This window comes from Saccharospirillum sp. MSK14-1 (assembly GCF_003054965.1).
GTDB lineage: Bacteria > Pseudomonadota > Gammaproteobacteria > Pseudomonadales > Natronospirillaceae > Saccharospirillum.
Genome location: NZ_MIES01000033.1, coordinates 958530 through 979649 on the forward strand (window position 1 = coordinate 958530; position 21120 = coordinate 979649).

At 53.5% G+C, this 21120-nt stretch carries 19 protein-coding genes; 9 read left to right on the plus strand and 10 right to left on the minus strand.

Going from position 1 to position 21120, the window contains the following annotated elements; genetic code table 11:
• Positions 1-152 precede the first annotated feature (152 nt).
• The 4 genes from htpG (at position 153) to BGP77_RS13415 (ending at position 3509) form a co-directional block, all read left to right on the plus strand.
• Positions 153-2048, plus strand: coding sequence for a molecular chaperone HtpG (gene htpG, locus BGP77_RS13400; RefSeq protein WP_108165228.1), 1896 nt, complete (start codon positions 153-155; stop codon positions 2046-2048).
• 134 nt (positions 2049-2182) lie between these two features.
• Positions 2183-2752, plus strand: a complete 570-nt coding sequence (locus BGP77_RS13405) for a YfaZ family outer membrane protein (RefSeq protein WP_108165229.1) — start codon at positions 2183-2185, stop codon at positions 2750-2752.
• Between the two features lie 4 nt (positions 2753-2756).
• Positions 2757-3236, plus strand: a complete 480-nt coding sequence (locus BGP77_RS13410; protein WP_108165230.1) for a DUF6586 family protein — start codon at positions 2757-2759, stop codon at positions 3234-3236.
• A gap of 33 nt (positions 3237-3269) precedes the next feature.
• The gene (locus BGP77_RS13415; protein ID WP_108165231.1) at positions 3270-3509 is read left to right on the plus strand and encodes a hypothetical protein; all 240 of its coding nucleotides are present in this window, start codon (positions 3270-3272) and stop codon (positions 3507-3509) included.
• Positions 3510-3588: 79 nt separating this feature from the next.
• Here BGP77_RS13415 and BGP77_RS13420 read toward each other — a convergent pair whose 3' ends face one another.
• From BGP77_RS13420 to BGP77_RS13440, 5 genes are all read right to left on the minus strand, one after another.
• Positions 3589-4725, minus strand: a complete 1137-nt coding sequence (locus BGP77_RS13420; RefSeq protein ID WP_108165232.1) for a cupin domain-containing protein — start codon at positions 4723-4725, stop codon at positions 3589-3591.
• Positions 4726-4782: 57 nt separating this feature from the next.
• Positions 4783-6150 carry an adenylosuccinate lyase gene (purB, locus tag BGP77_RS13425; RefSeq protein ID WP_108165233.1) on the minus strand — a complete coding sequence of 456 codons (1368 nt, stop codon included), beginning with the start codon at positions 6148-6150 and terminating at the stop codon, positions 4783-4785.
• A 79-nt stretch (positions 6151-6229) separates the two neighbouring features.
• Positions 6230-6859 (minus strand): high frequency lysogenization protein HflD, encoded by a 630-nt coding sequence (hflD, locus tag BGP77_RS13430; RefSeq protein ID WP_108165234.1) that lies wholly within the window; start codon positions 6857-6859, stop codon positions 6230-6232.
• Between the two features lie 75 nt (positions 6860-6934).
• Positions 6935-8038, minus strand: coding sequence for a tRNA 2-thiouridine(34) synthase MnmA (gene mnmA, locus BGP77_RS13435; RefSeq protein ID WP_108165235.1), 1104 nt, complete (start codon positions 8036-8038; stop codon positions 6935-6937).
• A gap of 5 nt (positions 8039-8043) precedes the next feature.
• Complete coding sequence (locus BGP77_RS13440) at positions 8044-8520, minus strand: NUDIX domain-containing protein (RefSeq protein WP_108165236.1); 477 nt, start codon at positions 8518-8520, stop codon at positions 8044-8046.
• 212 nt (positions 8521-8732) lie between these two features.
• On the opposite strand from BGP77_RS13440, the gene fabV reads away from it, so the two are divergent.
• Positions 8733-9914: an enoyl-ACP reductase FabV gene (fabV, locus tag BGP77_RS13445; RefSeq protein ID WP_108165237.1), complete on the plus strand. Its 1182-nt coding sequence runs from the start codon at positions 8733-8735 to the stop codon at positions 9912-9914.
• On the opposite strand, the gene BGP77_RS13450 is transcribed toward fabV, so the two are convergent.
• Entirely contained in the window at positions 9850-10545 is a 696-nt protein-coding gene (locus tag BGP77_RS13450) for a pseudouridine synthase (RefSeq protein WP_108165238.1), read from the minus strand. The two genes, fabV and BGP77_RS13450, sit on opposite strands and share 65 nt — an antisense overlap.
• A 271-nt stretch (positions 10546-10816) precedes the next feature.
• Here BGP77_RS13450 and BGP77_RS13455 point away from each other — a divergent pair, with 271 nt between their 5' ends.
• Complete coding sequence (locus tag BGP77_RS13455) at positions 10817-13045, plus strand: NADP-dependent isocitrate dehydrogenase (protein ID WP_108165239.1); 2229 nt, start codon at positions 10817-10819, stop codon at positions 13043-13045.
• 159 nt (positions 13046-13204) lie between these two features.
• Here the strand turns inward: BGP77_RS13455 and BGP77_RS13460 are convergent, their stop codons facing one another.
• Positions 13205-13489 (minus strand): cold shock domain-containing protein, encoded by a 285-nt coding sequence (locus BGP77_RS13460; protein ID WP_108165240.1) that lies wholly within the window; start codon positions 13487-13489, stop codon positions 13205-13207.
• A 549-nt stretch (positions 13490-14038) separates the two neighbouring features.
• Here BGP77_RS13460 and clpS point away from each other — a divergent pair.
• A complete protein-coding gene (gene clpS, locus BGP77_RS13465) occupies positions 14039-14386 on the plus strand; it encodes an ATP-dependent Clp protease adapter ClpS (RefSeq protein ID WP_108165981.1) in 348 nt (115 codons plus the stop codon).
• Positions 14387-14407: 21 nt separating this feature from the next.
• A complete protein-coding gene (gene clpA / locus BGP77_RS13470; protein WP_108165241.1) occupies positions 14408-16678 on the plus strand; it encodes an ATP-dependent Clp protease ATP-binding subunit ClpA in 2271 nt (756 codons plus the stop codon).
• Between the two features lie 93 nt (positions 16679-16771).
• On the opposite strand, the gene infA is transcribed toward clpA, so the two are convergent.
• From infA to aat, 3 genes are all read right to left on the minus strand, one after another.
• On the minus strand, positions 16772-16990 hold the full coding sequence (gene infA, locus BGP77_RS13475; protein WP_008043370.1) for a translation initiation factor IF-1: 219 nt from the start codon (positions 16988-16990) through the stop codon (positions 16772-16774).
• 134 nt (positions 16991-17124) lie between these two features.
• On the minus strand, positions 17125-17907 hold the full coding sequence (locus tag BGP77_RS13480; protein WP_108165242.1) for an arginyltransferase: 783 nt from the start codon (positions 17905-17907) through the stop codon (positions 17125-17127).
• Positions 17904-18650, minus strand: a complete 747-nt coding sequence (gene aat, locus BGP77_RS13485) for a leucyl/phenylalanyl-tRNA--protein transferase (RefSeq protein WP_108165243.1) — start codon at positions 18648-18650, stop codon at positions 17904-17906. The genes BGP77_RS13480 and aat overlap by 4 nt, the downstream gene beginning before the upstream one ends.
• 143 nt (positions 18651-18793) lie before the next feature.
• On the opposite strand from aat, the gene BGP77_RS13490 reads away from it, so the two are divergent.
• A complete protein-coding gene (locus BGP77_RS13490; protein ID WP_233252359.1) occupies positions 18794-21115 on the plus strand; it encodes a DNA translocase FtsK in 2322 nt (773 codons plus the stop codon).
• Positions 21116-21120 lie beyond the last annotated feature (5 nt).

Here is a 21120-nt window from a genome sequence, read left to right on the forward strand (position 1 = left end):
GCAGGGATTCCTTGTGCTGAGATGCGTCAGAATGACGACGTTGATCAGTTTGCCTGAGGCAAGAAATGGAAGGAAGCGATGTGCAGTGCTTGAAATGAGAACGCTCACCCATAAATTGTGTCCATCGCTAAGTTATTGATTTGAGGTGCTCTATGCCTGAAACCCATCACGAAACACACAGCTTTCAGACGGAAGTCAAACAGCTGCTGCAACTGATGATTCACTCGTTGTACTCGAACAAGGAAATCTTCCTGCGCGAGTTGATCTCCAATGCCTCCGATGCCGCCGATAAGCTGCGTTTCCGGGCCTTGAAAGACGACAGCCTGATGGCTGACGACAGCGATCTGAAAATCCGTATCGAATTCGACGCGGATGCCAAAACGCTGACCCTGGCCGATAACGGCATTGGTATGAGCCGCGATGACGTGGTGGCCAACCTGGGCACCATTGCCAAATCCGGTACCGCAGAGTTCCTGCAGAACCTGACAGGCGACGAACGCAAAGATAGCCAATTGATTGGTCAGTTTGGTGTCGGTTTTTATTCGGCGTTTATTGTCGCCGATAAAGTGGATGTGTTTACTCGCCGAGCTGATTTACCCACGGGTGACGGTGTTCATTGGAGCAGTGCCGGTGATGGTGAATTCACGCTGGCTGACGTGGAGCTGCCTCAGCGCGGTACCCGTATTGTTCTGCATCTGAAATCTGACAGCGCCGATTTTGCCGATGGCTGGCGTTTGCGCAGCCTGATTCGCAAGTATTCTGACCACATCTCCATTCCGGTGCAGATGCTCAAAGAGGTGGAAGGTGACGATCAGCCAGCGGTCGAAGAATGGGAAACCGTCAACAGCGCCACAGCGCTCTGGACACGCTCTCAAAGTGAGATCAAAGACGAAGAATATCAGGAGCTTTACAAGCACATCTCCCACGATTATGGCGACGCATTGACCTGGAGCCACAACAAGGTCGAAGGCAAGATGGAATACACCAGCTTGCTGTACGTGCCGGCCAAAGCGCCTTTTGATCTGTGGAATCGCGAACGTGTACGCGGCCTGAAACTGTACGTGCAGCGCGTCTTTATCATGGACGACGTCGAGCAGTTTCTGCCCATGTATCTGCGCTTCGTTAAAGGCATCGTCGACTCCAACGATCTGCCATTAAACGTCAGCCGCGAAATTCTGCAGAGCAACGAGGCGATCGATGCCATGCGTGCGGCACTGACCAAGCGCGTGCTCGATATGCTGACCAAGCTTGCCAAGAAAGACGCTGAAAAATACCAGGCGTTTTGGGATGAGTTTGGTCAGGTGCTTAAAGAAGGTCCGGCCGAAGACTCCTCCAACAACGAGAAGATCGCTAAGCTGCTGCGTTTTGCCACCACCCATACCGGTGAGGCGAAACAGGATCAGTCTCTGGACGACTATGTGTCGCGGATGCAGGAAGGCCAGGACAAAATCTATTACGTGGCCGCCGATAGCCATCAAACCGCAAAGAACAGCCCGCACCTGGAAGTCTTCCGTAAGAAGGGCATCGAGGTATTGCTGATGAGTGATCGCATCGATGAATGGCTGATGGGTTACCTGCAAGAATTCGATGGTAAGCAACTGGTCGATGTGGCCCGCGGCGGTCTGGATCTGTCTGGCGTTGAAACCGAAGAAGAGAAGGAAGCACAGCAGAAAGCCAACGATGAGCACAAGCCGTTGCTGGAGCGTTTGCAAACGCTGCTGGAAGCGGACGTTGAATCAGTGCGTATGACTCACCGTCTGGTTGAATCACCAGCCTGCATTGTGGTCGGTGATAACGACATGGGCGCGCAGATGCGTCGCATCATGGAAGCTGCCGGTCAGCCGGTCCCGGAAACCAAGCCGATTTTCGAGCTGAACCCGGAGCATCCCCTGGTGCGTCGTCTGGAAGCTGAGGCCAGCGATGAGCGATTTGCCGATCTGGCCAATATTCTGTTAGAGCAGGCACGTCTGGCCGAAGGCTCTCATCCTAAGGATTCAGCGGCCTTCGTGACGCGATTAAACAAACTGTTACTGGACCTGGCGGGTTAAGCGTCGCTTCAGAGGCCCTTAGTGTCTCCAAAAGCATCATTCGGCGTGTCACTTTTCACAGAGGTGACTGTCGGATGATGCCGCTGGGCCGGTAATTCAGTACAATTTTGCCAAATTTATTCTGGAGTTCCTGCATGTCTGTCAAAACCGGTTGGCTGTTGTTCATTGCCGCTGTTTTTCCGTTGGCTGTTCAAGCCGGTGGTGCGATCGATTTTTCATTGTCTGACACCTCTGTGCGCCTTGAACACGAAGCGGTTCGTTCCGGAACATCGGCTCACATCACTACGGGCGTGCTCTACAGCGAACGTTACAGCAGCAGTGACAGCACCTTTGCGTTCAGTGCGGGCTTCAATGCGGTTGATGCCACTTTGCAAAATCGCGAGTTGATCGGCGGGATTGGCTTTAAAGGTTACTTTTTTGAAGATCGCGCGGATGCCGGTGGTGCGATTGCCGTCGGTGGATTCTTGCGTTGGAATCCCGACTTTATGAACGGTTTGGGCGCAGAAGGCAGCCTGTATTACTCACCACAAATTCTGGCGTTTAACAGTCTGGATGGGTTTCAGGATGTTCAGGCCCGACTGACCTATAAAGTGTTGCCGCAAGCTCGCGTACTGGTCGGTTGGCATGACGTCTCTTCCTACCGGGGCAGCAGCAATGTGAAAGTCGATAATGCGCTGCACCTTGGTTTTCGAATGAACTACTAAAACGATGAACCGCCGGGCCCAAACCAATCAGCTGCTGTATCAAGCGCGTTTAATGCTGGATCAGGCGGAGGTGGCTGATGCGCCTGCGTTGATCGACGCCAGTGAAGACGCGGCCATGGCGTTTATGCACCGCGCCGTTCGGTCGGCCTTGGCGGAAGCCGCTGAGGCTTACGGCCTGGCGTTATCACCCGATCGACCCTTGTATGACCTGCTGCGACAATTTGGTGAGCAGCAACCGGATGCCTGGGAGTATCGCACGACGCAAGAGGCGTTAACGCAGCCGGAGCATTGGCTGACACGTCTGCATCAAGCCGGCGAACACTGGGCCGGGCGGGTGGGGCAGTCTGCCGTTAAATCAGAATCTCATGACCGCATTGAGCTGGTCCTGAGCGACGACCAGAGCACTACAAATCATTACCGCAACTGGATGACTGACCTGCAACAATGGGTCGATCGCATACGTGAACTTGGCGACTACAGCTGAGTTGTTGTCCATGTACCCAACTAAAAGGCCAATATGTACTGGGAAATCATAGAGCTGGGAAATGGCGATATTGCCTTGCGCAAGGTCGATTCCGAAGATGAACCGCTACTGACCATCCGCTTTTCCGATGAAGCGAAAGACCGACTGCAAGACCAGCGCCTGGATGTTGCCAGAGCCATGATCAGCGCCGGTGTTCAGGTTGCAACGGATATTGAAAGTCTTGATGAAGACGAAGAGCTGGAGATGGAAGCAGAGGACGCCACTCTGCATTAATCACCGCACTCATCATCTTCGGTGATGACCCAGATGATGAGCGCGGCCTGTTGAATCATCGTGTTAGTTCAACGAATCGCTACAGCCAATCCTCTTCAGCGTCTGCGAAATAGAAGACGTCTCTTTGCACCAATTCAGTCAGCAGTTCCGCGGACAGACCGTTTAGCCTTTGCTGGATGTCGGTGGATTTGAGTTCCGAACGGTCACACAACCATAATAGTTGATCTTCGTTCAGTTCCGTCGCAAAGGCGTGCCCTTGAATAAATAACTGGCCTGGAACATAAGCCAGCCGGCCGGCACGATTGCGCAGCAGCGGTTGTTGTAGCAACTGTTGCTGAATTTCGGTTTGAGTAAAGGCGGGCTCATCCGTGCTGGTTTCGCCGTATTTTGGCTCGGTCATATAACGGCCAAACCATTCGGCGATGGCTTCTCGGTCGGATGTCAGCTGCGCTAACAAGCGTTGCACACGATCGATGTCGGCTTCACTCACCCGGTGTGGGTTCGTCCGGGGCTCCAGGTCTGGGTCGGCGTAGCGTTGAAAATCGCTGTCCTGTTCGGCCATAAAGTGAGCAAACTCATTCCAGACCTCTGCCCGAGCCGGCGCGCGGAAACCGATTGAACAGGTAATGCCCTCGCTGATTGCGGTCCCCCAATGAGCAACGCCGGGTGGTACATAGAGCATGTCACCCGGCTCTAATACCCAGCGCTCCTGTTCTTCGAATTGCGCCAATATGTTCAGTTCGGTGTCGTCACGGCAGTCATCGGCTTCCGTGCAGCTTTGACCAATGCGCCATTCGCGTTGGCCGCTGAGCTGAATCAGAAAAACGTCATAATGATCGAAATGGGGGCCGACGCCTCCTCCGGGAACGGAGTAGGAGAGCATGATGTCGTCCAGTCGCCAACTGGGAATAAAGCGAAAGTGATCGAACAGGGCTGCGATATCGGGTACCCAGTGATCGACGGCTTGGACGAGCAAGGTCCAGTCTTTTTCGGGCAGAGCTGCGAAGTCGTCTTCATAGAACGGGCCGTGCCGCAGACGCCAGTCATTGGCCGTAACCAGGCGCGACTCAACGGCTTCTTCCGTCGCCAGTCCTGCTAAGTCATCGCCTTCAATTAAATCACTTAAATCTGGCAATGCAGAGCGGACCAATAACGGCGCTTTTTGCCAATATTGGCTGAGGAAGGATTGGGCCGACAGGCCTCCCAGGACTTTCATAATCGGACTCCTGAAACGGCGATTAAACGTTTGGCTAAACGACCTGACGGCGGTTAATCAGAGACGCTTAGCCTGGTCGCTGGCATTACCCACATAAGCGGCTGGGGTCAGTGCCAGCAAGGCCTGCTGTGCGTCTTTGGGCAAATCCAGTTGAGTGACGAAATCTTGCATCATGGTTTCGGTGATGGCTTTACCACGAGTGAAGGCTTTGAGTTTCTCGTAAGGCTCTTCGATACCGTAGCGGCGCATGACCGTTTGTATGGCTTCGGCGAGCACTTCCCAGGCCAGATTCAGATCGGCGGCGAGGCGATCGGGGTTGGCTTCGAGCTTACTGATGCCTTTCAAGCTGGCCTGGTAGGCGATCAAACTGTGTGCCAGGCCGACCCCCATGGAGCGCAGCACGGTCGAGTCGGTCAAATCCCGCTGCCAGCGAGAGATGGGCAGTTTGGCGCCCAGGTGACCGAGAACCGCATTGGCAATACCAAGGTTGCCTTCAGAGTTCTCGAAATCGATCGGATTCACCTTGTGAGGCATGGTTGAGCTGCCTACTTCGCCAGCGATGGTTTTCTGTTTGAAGTAACCCAGCGAGATGTAGCTCCAGATATCGCGATCGAAGTCGATCAGGATGGTATTGAAACGACTGATGGTATCGAACAACTCAGCGATGTAGTCATGCGGCTCAATCTGAGTGGTATAGGGGTTCCAATTGAGACCCAGGCCTTCAATAAAGTTCCGTGCGTTGGCTTCCCAGTCAATGTCAGGGTAGGTCGCCAGGTGAGCGTTATAGTTACCCACTGCGCCGTTGATCTTGCCCAGGTATTCGATCTGGCCAAGCGTTTTCAATTGGCGTTGCAGGCGATAGGCCACGTTGGCCATCTCTTTGCCCAGAGTGGTCGGGGAGGCGGTTTGTCCATGAGTCCGGCTGAGCATTGGTAAATCGGCGTGTTGATGAGCCAGCTTGGTGATTTGCTCAGCCACTTCGGTCATTGCCGGAACCAATACGTCGTTGACGCCACTGTTCAGCATCAGAGCGTGTGACAGGTTGTTGATGTCTTCTGAGGTGCAAGCGAAGTGGACGAATTCGCTGGCCTGTGCCAGTTCCTCGTGGCCCGACATTTTATCCTTGAGGAAATACTCAACCGCTTTGACGTCGTGGTTGGTGGTGCGTTCGATGGCTTTAATCGCCTCGGCGTCGGCCACCGAAAAGTCATCCACTAATCGGTTCAGAAATGCCTGAGTGGCATCGCTGAAAGCGGGTAGTTCTTCGATCTGTGGATGTGCGGCCAGTTGCTGCAACCACCGCACTTCTACCCGAACCCGTGCGTGTATCAGACCAAATTCACTGAAATGTTGGCGCAACGCTTCGGTCTTGCTGCCATAGCGGCCGTCGATGGGAGATATAGCGGTAAGGGCGGTCAGTTCCATAGCAGGCGGGCATCCGGTCGGTGGTGGTCGAAAAGGCTGGCGATTATAGCGGCCTGAAGCCCGCAGCGCCAAGGCGGGCTCAGTGGGTATTGCGCATCAGCATTTGCTGGGCATTGCGGTAGAGGGCGTTGCGTTTGAACAGAATATGCCAGCGCCGACCGCCTTGTTGGTGCCAGAGGTGTGCACTGCGGATACCAAAAAGAAGCAGTGCGCGGACCTGATCGGCCGTGCGCGGATTCTGAAGATAGGTAGGGTTGCCCATCACTCGGATGCGAAAGCTCAGCTTACTGACGCTTTCCTGATAGCAATGCGCCGCCGCACCAATGACGGAATCGTGCAGAGGGTCATCAAAATACTGATACTGTTCCACAGCGCGTTCCAGTGACTTGCCCAGGGTATCCATCAAGTCACTGCGACGAGAGAGTTTTCGTTGAGCGTGCAGAATGCCCATGGCGTAGCGCATGACTTCAGTAGAGATGCCGGTGCCACGACGTGACAGCACATCGCGAACGCCCTGCAATCCGATGCGAACACCACCGCTACCCTCGTAGATATCTTCCACACTGGCAGGGTTCAGGTTGAGCACCGAACGGACACTGCGTGCGAGTTCTTCTCGGTCTATCTGGCCTTGTCGGGCCAGTTGCTCGACTAAAATGGCGGCCTGGAAAACACCCGCCAGCGCCATTACCTGATGTTCAGTCTGCGACATCCATAATCCTTAACAGCCATTCTGTCAGTTAACGTTCGATTGTAGAGAGGATGAGTGACGGTCGGTTGGCCGAATTCAAGCATCCGCCAGCCAGGTTTGTTCAATAACGCCGCCACCTAAGCAAACTTCGCCATCGTAGAATACTGCTGACTGTCCGGGTGTAATGGCGCGCTGAGGCTGATCAAAGACAACGCGGTAGCCATCACCATCCGCTGTGACAGTGCAATCTTGATCAGGCTGGCGGTAACGATGCTTGCACGTCAGTTGTGTTGGCATTGTAGGTGCGCTTCCGCTGACCCAATGGATATGGCTCAGTGTCATACGGTCGGTGAACAGAGCAGGGTGATCGGTGCCTTGAACAACCGTCAGCACATTGCGCTCAAGATTCTTGGCGGCGACAAACCAAGGCGCTTCACCATGATTACGCGTACCACCAATACCCAGGCCTTGGCGTTGACCGATGGTGTAATACATTAAGCCCTGATGCTCACCAATCACTTCACCGTCAAGCGTTTCTATGACGCCGGGTTGGGCCGGAATGTATTGCTTGAGAAAATCGCTGAAGCGACGCTCACCGATGAAGCAAATACCGGTGCTGTCTTTTTTGCGTGCCGTGGCCAGTTGGTACTTTTCTGCAATCCGGCGGACTTCAGGCTTTTCCAGTTCGCCCACAGGAAACAACGTTTTCTCGAACTGTTCGTGGCCAACGGCATGCAGGAAATAAGACTGGTCTTTGTTGTTATCCAGTCCGCGCAACAGTTCTGCACCGTTCGGACCTAGACGCGTACGTGCATAGTGGCCCGTGGCAATGCGGTCAGCCCCTAAGGTTAAGGCGTACTCAAGGAAGGCTTTGAACTTGATTTCCCGATTGCAGAGGATGTCCGGGTTGGGGGTGCGTCCTGCCTTGTACTCTTCAAGGAAATGTTCGAAGACGTTGTCCCAGTATTCAGCGGCGAAATTGGCTTTGTGCAGTTTGACGCCCAGTCGGTCGCTGACCGCTTGAGCGTCCGCTAAATCTTCTTTGGCGGTGCAGTATTCAGTGCCATCGTCTTCATCCCAGTTCTTCATAAACAGGCCTTCGACCTGATAGCCCGCTTCCAGCAACAAGGCGGCGGTCACCGACGAGTCGACACCGCCGGACATGCCGACGATGACCTTGGTGTTGGCTGGGTTGGACATGACGATTAACGCTCCTGAGACTGAAGAGGTGGCTGCAAAGGTTGAATACAATTCAGCGGAAAACGCTGGCCGGCTTGATAATCCAACAAACACTGATGGACGATGGGGCTACGCAGTGGATATTTTCCGGCTAATAGCTCGTCCAAGGGTAACCAGGCGGCTTGCAGTATATCGGCATCCAGTTGCGCGTTTTCAACCAGTGAAACCGCTTCTGCGATAAAGCATGCCCGTAAATAGTGAACCCCGGTGGCAGCATGGATGTTCTGGTATATGCCCAGCAGATGAGTCAGCTGGACCTGATAACGACTTTCCTCCAGGGTTTCCCGAACCGCCGCGGCTTGAATGTCTTCACCGACCTCAACGTGTCCAGCGGGTTGATTCCAGACATTTATACCGTTATCTATCTCGTTAACCATCAAAATGGTGTTTTGGTCTGCTATCAACACGGAGGCCGTCAGATGGGGATAATCGCTGGCATTCATTCACTTCTCCTCGAGGGGCGCAGAGCTTAAACCCCTGGCTGTTCGGGTCAAGCTGGAAACCCAGCTCTGTTCGTGATGCTCACAAGTCTTTTGCGTTGCTGGCGACGCCTAGTGCTACGCCTGGCAGTAAAATGACGCTAAAGTTCGAATCATTCGGCCTGTTCGTGCGGTCAGGCCTATTAAGCAATACACCATATCAAGGAACTCTAGGCATGATTATCAAACCCAAGGTCCGTGGTTTTATCTGTACAACCGCCCATCCGGAAGGGTGCAAGGTGCACGTTCAGGAGCAGATCGACTACGTCAAAGCTCATAAGCCAAATGGGTCGGGGCCCAAAAACGTTTTGGTCATTGGTTGCTCTAACGGTTATGGCCTGGCGTCTCGGATTTCTGCTGCCTTCGGTTACAGCGCCAATACGCTGGGTGTGATGTTTGAGAAAGAACCATCAGAGAAACGTCCAGCTTCTGCGGGTTGGTACAACACCAAGGCATTTGAAGCCGCGGCGGCGGCTGAAGGCGTGTTTGCCAAGTCACTGAACGCTGATGCGTTTTCCGATGAAGCGAAGGCTCAGGCCATCGACGTCATCAAAAACGAAATGGGCGGAAAGGTCGACCTGGTTGTCTACAGCTTGGGTTCGCCGCGTCGTACCGACCCGGAAACCGGAGTCACTTACTCCTCTTCTTTGAAAGCAATTGGCGAGCCGGTAACCCGCAAAAGTCTGAATACAGATACCAAGGCGGTTTCCGATTTCACCTTAGATCCGGCAACGGATGAAGAGATTGCCAATACCATTAAAGTGATGGGTGGTGAAGACTGGGAGCGTTGGATTGATCAACTCGCCGCGGCTGGTGTTCTGGCTGAAGGTGTACAAACCACGGCTTACAGCTATATCGGCAAAGATCTGACCTGGCCCATTTACGGCGGCGCCACCATCGGTCGCGCCAAGCAGGATGTTGATCGTGCCTGTGGCGTTATCCAAAACAAACTGAAAGCGGAATTGAATGGCAGCGCCCATGTTTCGGTTCTTAAAGCCGTAGTCACTCAAAGCAGTTCTGCCATTCCGGTCATGCCGCTCTATCTTTCGATTCTGATCCGTGTGATGAAAGAGCGGGGAACGAACGAAGGCTGCATCGAGCAAGTTCATGGCTTGCTGAGCGATCAACTCTACAGCGGCGACGGTCTGACATTGGATGAGGAAGGTCGCATCCGTATGGACCTGAAAGAGCTTGAGCCAGAGGTTCAAGCGGAAGTGGAGGCGATCTGGAAGCAGGTCGACAGCACCAATGTTGACCAGTTGACCGATTTCGCGGAATACCAAAAAGAGTTCTTTAAGCTTTTCGGCTTCGGTTACGACCAGGTCGATTATGAGCAGGACGTGAATCCGATCGTTTGATCGGTTTTGCGTTCTGACCACGAGAAGCAGCCCCATTTCGGCGCTGCTTTTTTTTGGCCTGAATATTTATACCGTTATCAATTAAGCTTTTCATAGCTAGGGAGCGATATTGCCCAGGCAGCAAGTCATCCAAAGACAACCCGCCTAGCGACCAGCGAATCAATCGTAGGGTAGGGAAGCCAATGGCTGCCGTCATGCGGCGAACCTGACGATTGCGTCCTTCGGTCAAGGTGATGCGTAACCACTGTGTTGGGATAGCCTTGCGCTCCCGAATGGGAGGCTGACGGGGCCACAGCCAGGACGGCTCGTCCACACAATCGACTTTTGCTGGTCGGGTAGGGCCGTCTTTCAACGTGATCCCCTGACGCAGTTTTTCCAGATCGGACTCGCTGGGCTTTCCTTCAACCTGTGCGTAATACACCTTCGGTACTTTAAAGCGCGGGTTCGCCAGGCTGTGAATGAGCCCGCCGTCGTCAGTCAGCAACAGCAGGCCTTCGGAGTCATAGTCCAGTCGACCGGCGGCATAGATATCAGGGATGGGAACATGGTCCGCCAGGGTTTCGCGACCCTCGGTATCGGTGAACTGGCACAAGACTTGGAACGGTTTGTTCAAGAGAACAACAGTGCTCATAACGGGTCTATACGTGAGTTTGCGGGCTGTGGGCCAATGGTCTAGCTTGCAATTTTTGACGAAAAACCACAAATTATGCGCCCGACGCGAGGCTCTGGTCGCTGCTGGACACAATATAACCATCGTGTTTTGCACGAGTGTATCTACACTGAAGCCGCCTTGTTATTGAATCATCACCGAAAATTGCACGTTTCCTGAGTATTCGGCATCTGCATAGCTCTTAGGCAATTTTCGCGCTATCGCCTCAGCAAAACCCTTTACAGGAGTAAGAATGGCTACCAAGAATCCCACCATTGTCTATACCGAGACCGACGAAGCCCCAGCGTTGGCAACTTATTCCTTGCTCCCAATTATCCGGGCATTCGCGGCTCAGTCTGGCGTTGAATTCGAAGTCCGTGACATCTCTCTGGCCGGTCGAATTCTGTCTCAGTTCCCTGACTATCTGACCGAAGAACAGCGTCAATCTGACGATCTGGCCTATTTGGGTGAGCTGGCGAAGACCCCGGAAGCCAACATTATTAAGCTGCCAAACATCAGCGCCTCTTTCCCCCAGCTTGCCGCCGCCATTAAAGAACTGCAGGCCAAAGGCTACGCATTACCCGATTACCCGGTTAATCCGTCAAACGACGAAGAAAAAGACATCCAGGCGCGTTATGACCGCGTTAAAGGCAGCGCCGTTAACCCGGTTCTGCGTGAAGGCAACTCAGATCGCCGTGCACCGGAATCTGTCAAAGCCTATGCCCGTGCTAATCCGCACTCTATGGGTGACTGGTCATCATCATCCAAGAGCCGCGTTGCTCATATGGACGATGGCGACTTCTTCAGCAGCGAACAGTCGGTCACGATGGATAAAGCCACGGATGTTCGTATTGAACTGGAGTCAGGCGGTGATGTTCAGGTGTTGAAATCACTGAAACTGCTCAGTGGTGAGGTCATCGATTCATCTTGCATGAGTGTTGCTAAGTTACGTGCTTTCTATGAAAAAGCGACTCAGGAAGCCAAAGAAGAGGGTGTGCTGCTGTCATTGCACCTGAAGGCAACCATGATGAAAGTGTCCGATCCCATCATGTTTGGTCACGCTGTGACTGTTTTCTTCAAAGACGTTTTTGAAAAGCATGCGGCCACGTTCGAGAAACTCGGTGTGAACGTCAAAAACGGTTTTAATGATGTCCTGACCAAGATTGCCGAGTTGCCCGCTGATGAACGCGCAACCATTGAAGCCGATATCAAAGCAGCCTTTGAGCAGCGCCCTGAACTGGCGATGGTGAACTCAGACAAAGGCATCACCAACCTGCACGTGCCGAACGACGTTATCATCGATGCTTCCATGCCAGCCATGATCCGTTCTTCTGGTCAGATGTGGGGCCCGGATAATGCCTTGCATGACACAGTAGCCATGATTCCGGACCGTTGCTACGCCGGCGTTTATCAGGAAACCATTGATTTCTGTAAGAAAAATGGTGCTTTCGATCCCCGGACGATGGGCACTGTGCCCAACGTAGGCCTGATGGCGCAAAAAGCCGAAGAATATGGTTCGCACGATAAGACGTTCGAAGTGCCGACCGACGGTGTCATGCGTGTCGTTGATGTGGATGGCAACGTCCTAATGTCACACCAGGTCGAAGCCGGTGATATCTGGCGCATGTGTCAGGCGAAAGACGCACCGATCAAAGACTGGGTAAAACTGGCTGTCAGTCGCGCTCGTGCCACTGGCTGGCCTGCTATTTTCTGGCTGAGCCCAGAGCGTGCACACGATGCTGAATTGATCAAGAAAGTGCACGCCTATCTGCCAGAGTTTGATACCGACGGTCTGGATATTCGCATCATGTCGCCGGAAGAAGCCACGCGCTTCACTTTGAATCGGGTTAAGAAAGGCGAAAACACCATTTCCGTCACCGGTAATGTGTTACGCGACTACCTGACTGACCTTTTCCCAATCCTGGAGCTGGGAACCTCAGCGAAAATGTTGTCTGTGGTGCCGTTGATGAATGGCGGGGGTTTGTTTGAAACCGGTGCCGGTGGCTCAGCGCCTAAACACGTTGAACAGTTGCTGTCTGAAAACTACCTGCGTTGGGACTCACTGGGTGAATTCCTGGCGTTGGCGGCTTCACTGGAGCATTTGTCTTCGGTTGCAGGTTTGCCCAAAGCCTCCGTATTGGGTAAGACACTGGATACCGCAACCGCCAAATTCTTGGTAGAAAACAAATCTCCGACGCGTCGTTTAGGTGGTATTGATAACCGCGGTTCACACTTCTACCTGGCTTTGTATTGGGCGGAAGCTCTGGCGAGTCAGGATGAAGATGCGGATCTTAAGGCAAGCTTTCAGTCTGTCTATAAGGCGATGGCTGAGAACGAAGCTGCGATCGTTAAAGAGTTGGCGGATGTGCAAGGTGACAGCGTTGAGATCGGTGGTTACTATCGTTTCGATGGTGATCTGGCTGCTAAGGCGATGCGCCCCAGCGCGACGTTGAACGCCATCATCGATGACATGCGCGCCTAATTAATTGGGTGTTCTGAAAAACCGCGCTTCGGCGCGGTTTTTTGCTTTTTGCACCCACAAAAAAGCCCTCACCAGTAATTGGGAGGGCTTTTTGCGTTAGCCTGGATATCTCAGGCGGACTGCAGCATGTGCAGTGAGATGGGGCTTATCATTATTTTTTTATGTTTGATCGCTGGTACTGGTTGAGCGCTCCTTCGCTTCGTTCCGGTTAGATGTTGAACGTTCAGTACCCGCCATTTCTGGCAGCACACGAATGTTCACGGCATGAATGCCTCGCTCAGCTTTAACCGTATCAAACTCAACGGCCTGGCCAGCTTTCAGCGTTTTATAGCCTTCCATCTGGATGGAGGAGTAATGGGCGAAGAGGTCTTCTTCGTGTTCGTCACAGACGACAAACCCGAACCCCTTGGCGTTGTTGAACCATTTTACTTTCCCTACCGGCATAACGGACTCCTTACAACCACGTTAGACTGAGCCTGGAGGTCACTGTGGTAGTCAAGTGACTTCCGACGCTGACGTCGTGTCGCTGATGCGTTAGCTTATAGCCGGGAAAGGGGCTTTTGAGGCGTCTGGTGACGAACTCGCTAACGTTCAGCGGCGAAAACCGTCGTTTTATGATCTCTGGTACAGCCTGATCCAGTGTGTTCACAAACCCCAGTGTGCAAAAAACCAAAGTCACGAACGTGCTGATCACAAAATAAACGATTCGGCGTCGGGCTAATGGTTGGCTGTTGATTCAATGAAGTCAACCCCCATTGAAGGAGCTTATGATCGGACGCACATTAGACATTCTGCTTAGATCGGCGGTATCAGGGCCCAGTCAGGGTTCAACCACAGTTCAATGGGTTGTTTAAAGAACGACCAAAAACTAGGTCGTCAGGTGTCGCCGATCGTAAATTCATCCGCTATGCATTCACTGATAACGGGCAGTCTGATATGAAGTTGAGGTATCGAGGCATCAACGATTCACACACCCCTGTATTGGCCCGAAAGATGCTGTTAACCCGTCTGGGACCGGAAGATCCGCACCAGGATGATGACCACGGCGTTGCACTTGAAACCAGCAAGCCGGAGCTCAAGCAACCGCCGCTGTATCGAGTTGTCTTGCTGAATGACGACTACACCCCCATGGAGTTCGTCATACACATCCTGGAGTCGTTCTTCTATATGTCCCGGGAAAAAGCAACTCAGGTTATGTTAACGGTGCATACACAAGGAAAAGGCGTGTGCGGTGTCTATACTAAGGACATTGCCGAGACCAAGGCGGCCATGGTCAACCAGTACTCCAGGGATAATGAGCACCCCCTGGTGTGTGAGGTCGAAGAAGTCGATGACGAATGATCTGCGAGAGGGTCTGCTGATATGTTAAGTAAAGATCTCGAGCTAACGCTGAACAATGCGTTTAAAGAAGCCCGGTCCAAGCGCCACGAATTTATGACGGTCGAGCATTTGCTGTTGGCGTTGCTCGATAATAATGCCGCCGCTGAGGTGCTCAATGCCTGCGCCGCTGATATTTCACAGTTGCGGCGCGACCTGACCGAATTTATTGATTCCACCACGCCTTTGATTCCTAAAGAGGACGACGAGCGCGAGACCCAGCCGACGCTTGGTTTTCAGCGTGTGCTTCAACGTGCCGTCTTTCATGTGCAGTCGTCGGGTAAAAAAGAAGTCACCGGTGCCAACGTCTTGGTGGCCATTTTCTCCGAACAGGAGAGCCAGGCAGTTTTCTTCCTGAAGCAACAAAGCATCTCTCGTATCGATGTGGTGAATTTCATTGCTCACGGCATCTCTAAGGTGCAAAGCGAAAATGCACAACCCAATGAAGACTTCAGTGACCAGCAGGAAGAGGGCGGTGCTGATGGCGTTCAGGGCAGCGCTTTGGAAAGCTTTGCGGCCAACCTAAACGACCAGGCTCGTCGTGGACGTATTGATCCGCTCGTGGGGCGTGAGCACGAAGTTGAACGGGTCATCCAGATTCTGTCGCGTCGCCGTAAGAATAACCCGCTGCTGGTTGGTGAGACCGGCGTGGGTAAAACCGCGATTGCCGAAGGCCTCGCCAAGCGCATCGTCGACGGTGATGTTCCCGACATCGTTCAAAATGCCCAGGTTTTCTCACTCGATTTGGGGGCGCTGTTAGCCGGTACGAAATATCGCGGTGACTTTGAAAAACGCCTGAAAGCCTTGCTGGCAGAGCTAAAAAAGAAAGAAAAAGCCATCCTCTTTATCGATGAGATTCACACCATCATCGGTGCCGGTGCCGCTTCAGGCGGCGTTATGGATGCGTCCAATCTGCTGAAGCCAATGCTCAGCTCTGGTGAACTGCGTTGCATGGGCTCGACCACCTTCCAGGAATTCCGTGGCATTTTCGAGAAGGACAGCGCCTTAACCCGCCGCTTCCAGAAAATTGATGTCACCGAGCCGTCGGTGGACGAAACCTATCGCATTCTGAAGGGCCTGAAGTCGCGCTTTGAGGAGCATCATCATCTCAAATACACCGATAAAGCCTTGAAAGCAGCGGCTGAATTATCGGCTCGTTACATCACCGATCGTCATCTGCCAGACAAGGCCATTGACGTTATTGATGAAGCCGGTGCCGCACAGCGACTACTGCCAACCAGTCGTCGCAAGAAGTCGATTGGTGTACCTGATGTTGAGAAAGTGATTGCGTCCATTGCGCGCATTCCCGAGAAAAGCGTCAGCCGTAACGACAAAGAAGTGCTGGAAAGCCTTGAGCGCAACCTGAAGATGACCGTCTTCGGACAAGAAAACGCGATCGAGCAATTGGCATCCGCGATCAAACTGGCTCGTGCGGGCCTCAAACCGACAGACAAGCCGATTGGTTCTTTCCTCTTCGCCGGTCCGACCGGTGTGGGTAAAACCGAAGTCAGCAAGCAGTTGTCCGAGTCACTGGGCATCCCGCTGCTGCGTTTTGATATGTCTGAGTACATGGAGCGTCACACCGCATCACGCCTTATTGGTGCGCCTCCGGGCTACGTCGGTTTTGATCAAGGTGGTTTGCTGACCGATGGCGTGACTAAACATCCACATTCGGTATTGCTGCTCGACGAAATCGAGAAAGCACACCCGGATGTCTTCAACCTGTTGTTGCAGGTAATGGATCACGGCACGCTGACGGACAACAACGGCCGCAAAGCGGATTTCCGCAACGTCATTCTGATTATGACCAGTAATGCCGGCGCGGAGATGCTCAATAAACGGACGGTTGGCTTTACCACTCAAGACAACAGCACCGATGGTATGGAAGTGTTGCGGCGCAGCTTTACGCCGGAATTCCGTAACCGTCTGGATGGCATTGTTCAGTTTGGTGCCTTGCCGATGGAAGTTGTCGTCAACATCGTCGATAAGTTCCTGACCGAACTGCAGGCCCAGTTGGATGACAAAGGTGTCATGCTGGATGTTGATGACCATGCGCGTGAGTGGCTGGCTGAGAAAGGCTACGACCGTAACATGGGCGCTCGTCCGATGAACCGTCTGATCCAAGATAAGGTGAAGCGTCCGTTGGCCGATCTGATCCTGTTCGGACCACTCACCAAAGGCGGTACCGTCAAATTGCGGGTACGTGACGATGAGCTGGCTCTGGATGTGGAAGAGGAAGAAGTGGCTACCGCGTGATCCACTCAATCGCTATGGGGCCACGTTAAACAGTGGCCATAACAAAAAAGCACCCCCTGGGGTGCTTTTTTTATGCAGTGTTAAAGCGAGCGCTTAACGGGCGCGATAGACGATGCGACCTTTGGTCAGATCGTAGGGAGTCAACTCCACTTTGACCTTGTCGCCCGTCAGAATGCGGATGTAATTCTTGCGCATTTTGCCGGAGATATGGGCCGTGATGACATGGCCGTTTTCCAGCTTAACGCGAAACATGGTGTTGGGAAGGGTATCGAGAATCTCGCCTTCCATTTCAATGACGTCTTCTTTTGCCATAGATTTTTTTGCAGTCCTCTGAGGGTTGCAACAGGGCGGGATGGCGCGCAGCCCCGTTTTAGAAAGTTCAAACCGGCGGGCATTCTGCCTGAAAATGCGCCAATGATCAAAAAAATCGGGCCGAAATCAGTCAGTTAAGAGGGGTGAGTAAGTGGCAGCGTTTCAATCAGTTGGTCGTTCAGTGTGCGCCATTGGCGATTGATCAGAATATCTAACGGTCTGAAGTCGGCCTTATATTGCATTTGTGCAGACCCTGGAACCCAGTATCCCAGATAGAGAAACGGTAAGTTCAGTTCCCGACACAACTGGATTTGGCTGAGGATGGCGAATGTACCGAGGCTGCGCTTATCGTCTTCACACTCAAAGAAGGTGTAGGTGGCCGATAAACCGGTTGCCAGTAAATCGGTGAAGGCGACGGCCAACAAGCGATCGCCCTGACGAACTTCCAAGATAAACCCAAGATCGGGGCGGCTGACCAGAAAATCCCGATAGCTGTCGCGCGTGGGCGGATACATGTCCCCTTCGGAATGGCGCTCGCTGAGATAACGCTCATAGAGCTGGTAGTGCTCTTCACTGAAACGGCAGGGTAAACGTCTTAGCGTCAGATCGTTATTGCGTTTGAGGATGCGCCGAAACCGGCGTTTCCAGTCAAACGCATCAACCCGCACTCTGGATGGCAAACAAGCACCGCAGTTTTCACAGTCGGGGCGATAGAGGTGTTGGCCGGAGCGACGAAAGCCCAGGTGCATCAGCTGTTCGTACAAAGGGGTGCTGAACGTCAGCTCCGGGTCCAGAAAGAGCGTTCGGGACTGCTGATCCGGCAGATAGCTGCATTGGTGTTCACCGGTTCGAAACAGCTTGATGGTTTGCTGCTCGTCAGCGGGTGAGTTGCCCTGATCGTTATCCGCATTATTCATGGCGTATCCTGGCGATTGGTCGAGTGGGCCAGTCGCTGAATCAGTAAATCATTCAATCGAGCCGAGCTGAGCGTGGTGATCGGCGTCAACTGTTGCGGCAGCGTCGCTTCAAAAAGCGGCCGATCAATTTCCACTGCACCTAAGCTGGCCAGATGATCATTGTAGACTTGGCAGTCAATGAGGCGCAGTTCAGATTCTTTAGCCCAGTCACTCAACGCCAAAAAGGCGTATTTGGACGCATTGGGTTGACGAGAAAACATGCTTTCCCCAAAGAAGACCTTTTCAATACCCAGACCGTAGAGGCCGCCAATCAGTTCCTCGTCTTGATAGACTTCGATGCTGTGCGCCCAGCCCAGGCGATGCAATTCACAGTAAGCGTCGACAATGTCGTCGGTAATCCAGGTGCCCGCTTGTTCTGGTCGTGGCGCCCGGCAGGCTTGAATAACCCCGGCAAAGTTACGGTTGACGGCCAATTGGATTGGGGCTCGGCGGAAAGCTTTGCGCAGACTGCGTGACGGTTGCATGGTACCGGGCAGCAGAACCATGCGAGGTGAAGGTGACCACCACAGAATCGGTTCACCCTCGTTGAACCACGGAAAAATACCTCGCTGATAGGCCGTTAACAGCCAATCGGGGCGAAGTGAGCCTCCAGCTGCCAGAATGCCGCTAGGCGAACTGAGGGCTGTTTCGGTCGGCGGAAAGTCAGGTGGCTGTTCAGCGTTCAGCCAGGCGATCTGTGGCATAAAAATGCTTGATGTATCAATAAGTTGCCCCGGTGTCTGTGGTATCTTAGGGGCAGTGGGTGGTGCTTGCCAATGCGTGGTGGCACTGTCCTTGGTTAGAATGCGACCGGCCATGCTCGGTCAAGGTAAGCAAAGGAACATCGGTGACGCAGAAATCCGCACGCGCGCGGGACGACGACCGCGTACTCGACCTCAAGCAGCGTCTTTTACTTGAGGGCAGTCTATTATTGTCACTCGCTATCGGTGTCTACCTGCTGATAGCGCTGATGAGTTACCACCCGTCCGATCCTGGTTGGGCGTTTTCCGGTGCCGGTGAAGGCATTCGTAACCTTGCCGGGCGTGCCGGCGCCTGGATCTCCTCCCTCTTGTTCAGTCTGGTGGGTGGCTTAGCCTATGGCTTGCCGGTCATCTTCTTTTATCGAGCCTGGGCAACGTTCCGTGATCGTCGTGCGGGACTGCACTGGAACCCAGTACTCATTTTAGTGCGCAGCCTCGGCTGGGTACTGTTTGTGGCGACCAGCTGTACGTTGGCAACGGTCCACATTGCTTCCGCATCGAACGCCAGTGCCGGTGGGTGGCTTGGTCGCCATTTGTCGGAATTAATTTTCCCCAGCCTGGGCTTAACAGGAGCCACGTTGCTGCTGGTTGTGCTCTGGTTTATTTCGTTGACTGTGGCAATGAATGTTTCCTGGCTGGCTGTCATGGAAGCGTTGGGGCGCCGTCTGCTGGGGCTGTTCGATCGGTTACGTGATCGCCGTCATGCCCGTAAGCGCCGTCACGAAGAAGACGCACAGCGCCAACAGGTGATTGAGTCGCGTAAGGCCAATCTTGAAGTACAGATGCAAAAACAGGCCAAGCGCAAACCGCCTCAGATCAAACCACTGCAACCGCGTGTGGCCAAAGCCAGTGAACGCGTTGAGAAAGAGCGCCAACAGCCTTTGTTTGAGGGCAGCAATGCCAATACAGCGCTGCCCGAGCTGAGTCTGTTGCAGTCCAGTGAACACGACAGCGTGGGCGGCTTCAGCGAAGAAGCGCTGGAGGCCATGTCGCGGTTACTGGAAATCAAGCTCAAAGATTTTGGGGTGGAAGCGGAAGTGACCGAAGTGGCTCCAGGGCCAGTCATCACCCGGTTTGAAATTCAGCCGGCTGCTGGCGTAAAAGTCTCCAAGATCGCCAATCTCGCTAAAGATCTGGCCCGTTCTATGGCGCTGGTCAGTGTGCGAGTGGTCGAGATCATTCCGGGTAAGACGACGGTTGGCATCGAAATTCCCAATGAGAAACGCGATATTGTCAGGCTCAGCGATGTGCTGCGCTCACCGGTGTATGACAAGGCCAAATCGCCTCTGACGCTTGCTCTGGGTGATGATATCTCCGGTACGCCGGTCTGTGCTGACCTGGGTAAGATGCCGCACTTACTGGTTGCTGGTACGACGGGCTCGGGTAAATCGGTCGGCGTTAATGCCATGCTGTGCAGCATTCTGTTCAAAGCGACTCCCGAAGAAGTACGCCTGATACTGGTGGATCCGAAAATGCTGGAGCTGTCGGTTTACGAAGGCATCCCGCATTTGCTGACGCCAGTTATAACCGATATGAAAGATGCGGCTAATGGTCTGCGTTGGTGTGTGGCGGAAATGGAGCGTCGTTACAAATTAATGGCGTCCGTTGGTGTACGCAATATTGCTGGCTTTAACAAGAAGGTGACGGATGCCAAGAAGGCGGGTGATCCGATTCGCGATCCGCTATACGACCCGTTACAGCAGCTGGATCCGCATGCCCCAGCACCCGAACTGGAGCCGATGCCGTTTATCGTTGTCGTTGTCGATGAATTTGCTGACATGATGATGATCGTCGGTAAAAAAGTCGAAGAGCTGATTGCGCGTCTTGCGCAAAAAGCCCGAGCGGCCGGTATTCATTTAATTCTGGCGACTCAGCGTCCATCCGTGGATGTCATTACCGGCTTGATCAAAGCCAATATTCCAACCCGGATTGCCTTCCAGGTATCGTCCAAGATCGACTCCCGAACCATTCTCGACCAAGGCGGAGCAGAGCAGTTGCTGGGGCATGGTGACATGCTTTATCTGCCGCCAGGAACCGGATTGCCGGTGCGTGTTCATGGCGCTTTTGTTGATGATGATGAAGTGCATCGCGTGGTCAGTGAATGGAAAAAACGCGGCGCTCCGGATTACGTCGAAGAAATTCTGACCGGTGGCGATGCGGATCTGCCTGGCGTACCAAGCCTGGAAGAGGGCGGTGAAGACCCGGAAGCTGACGTCTTGTTCGATGAGGCCGTTGCCTTTGTTACGCAGAGCCGCAAAGCATCGATTTCCTCAGTGCAACGCAAGTTGCGCATCGGCTACAACCGGGCTGCGCGATTAGTCGATGCAATGGAAGCGGCCGGCATCGTCAGCTCGGCTGGCCATAACGGCACTCGGGAAGTTCTCGCACCGCCACCGCCAGCGAGTTAAAGGAG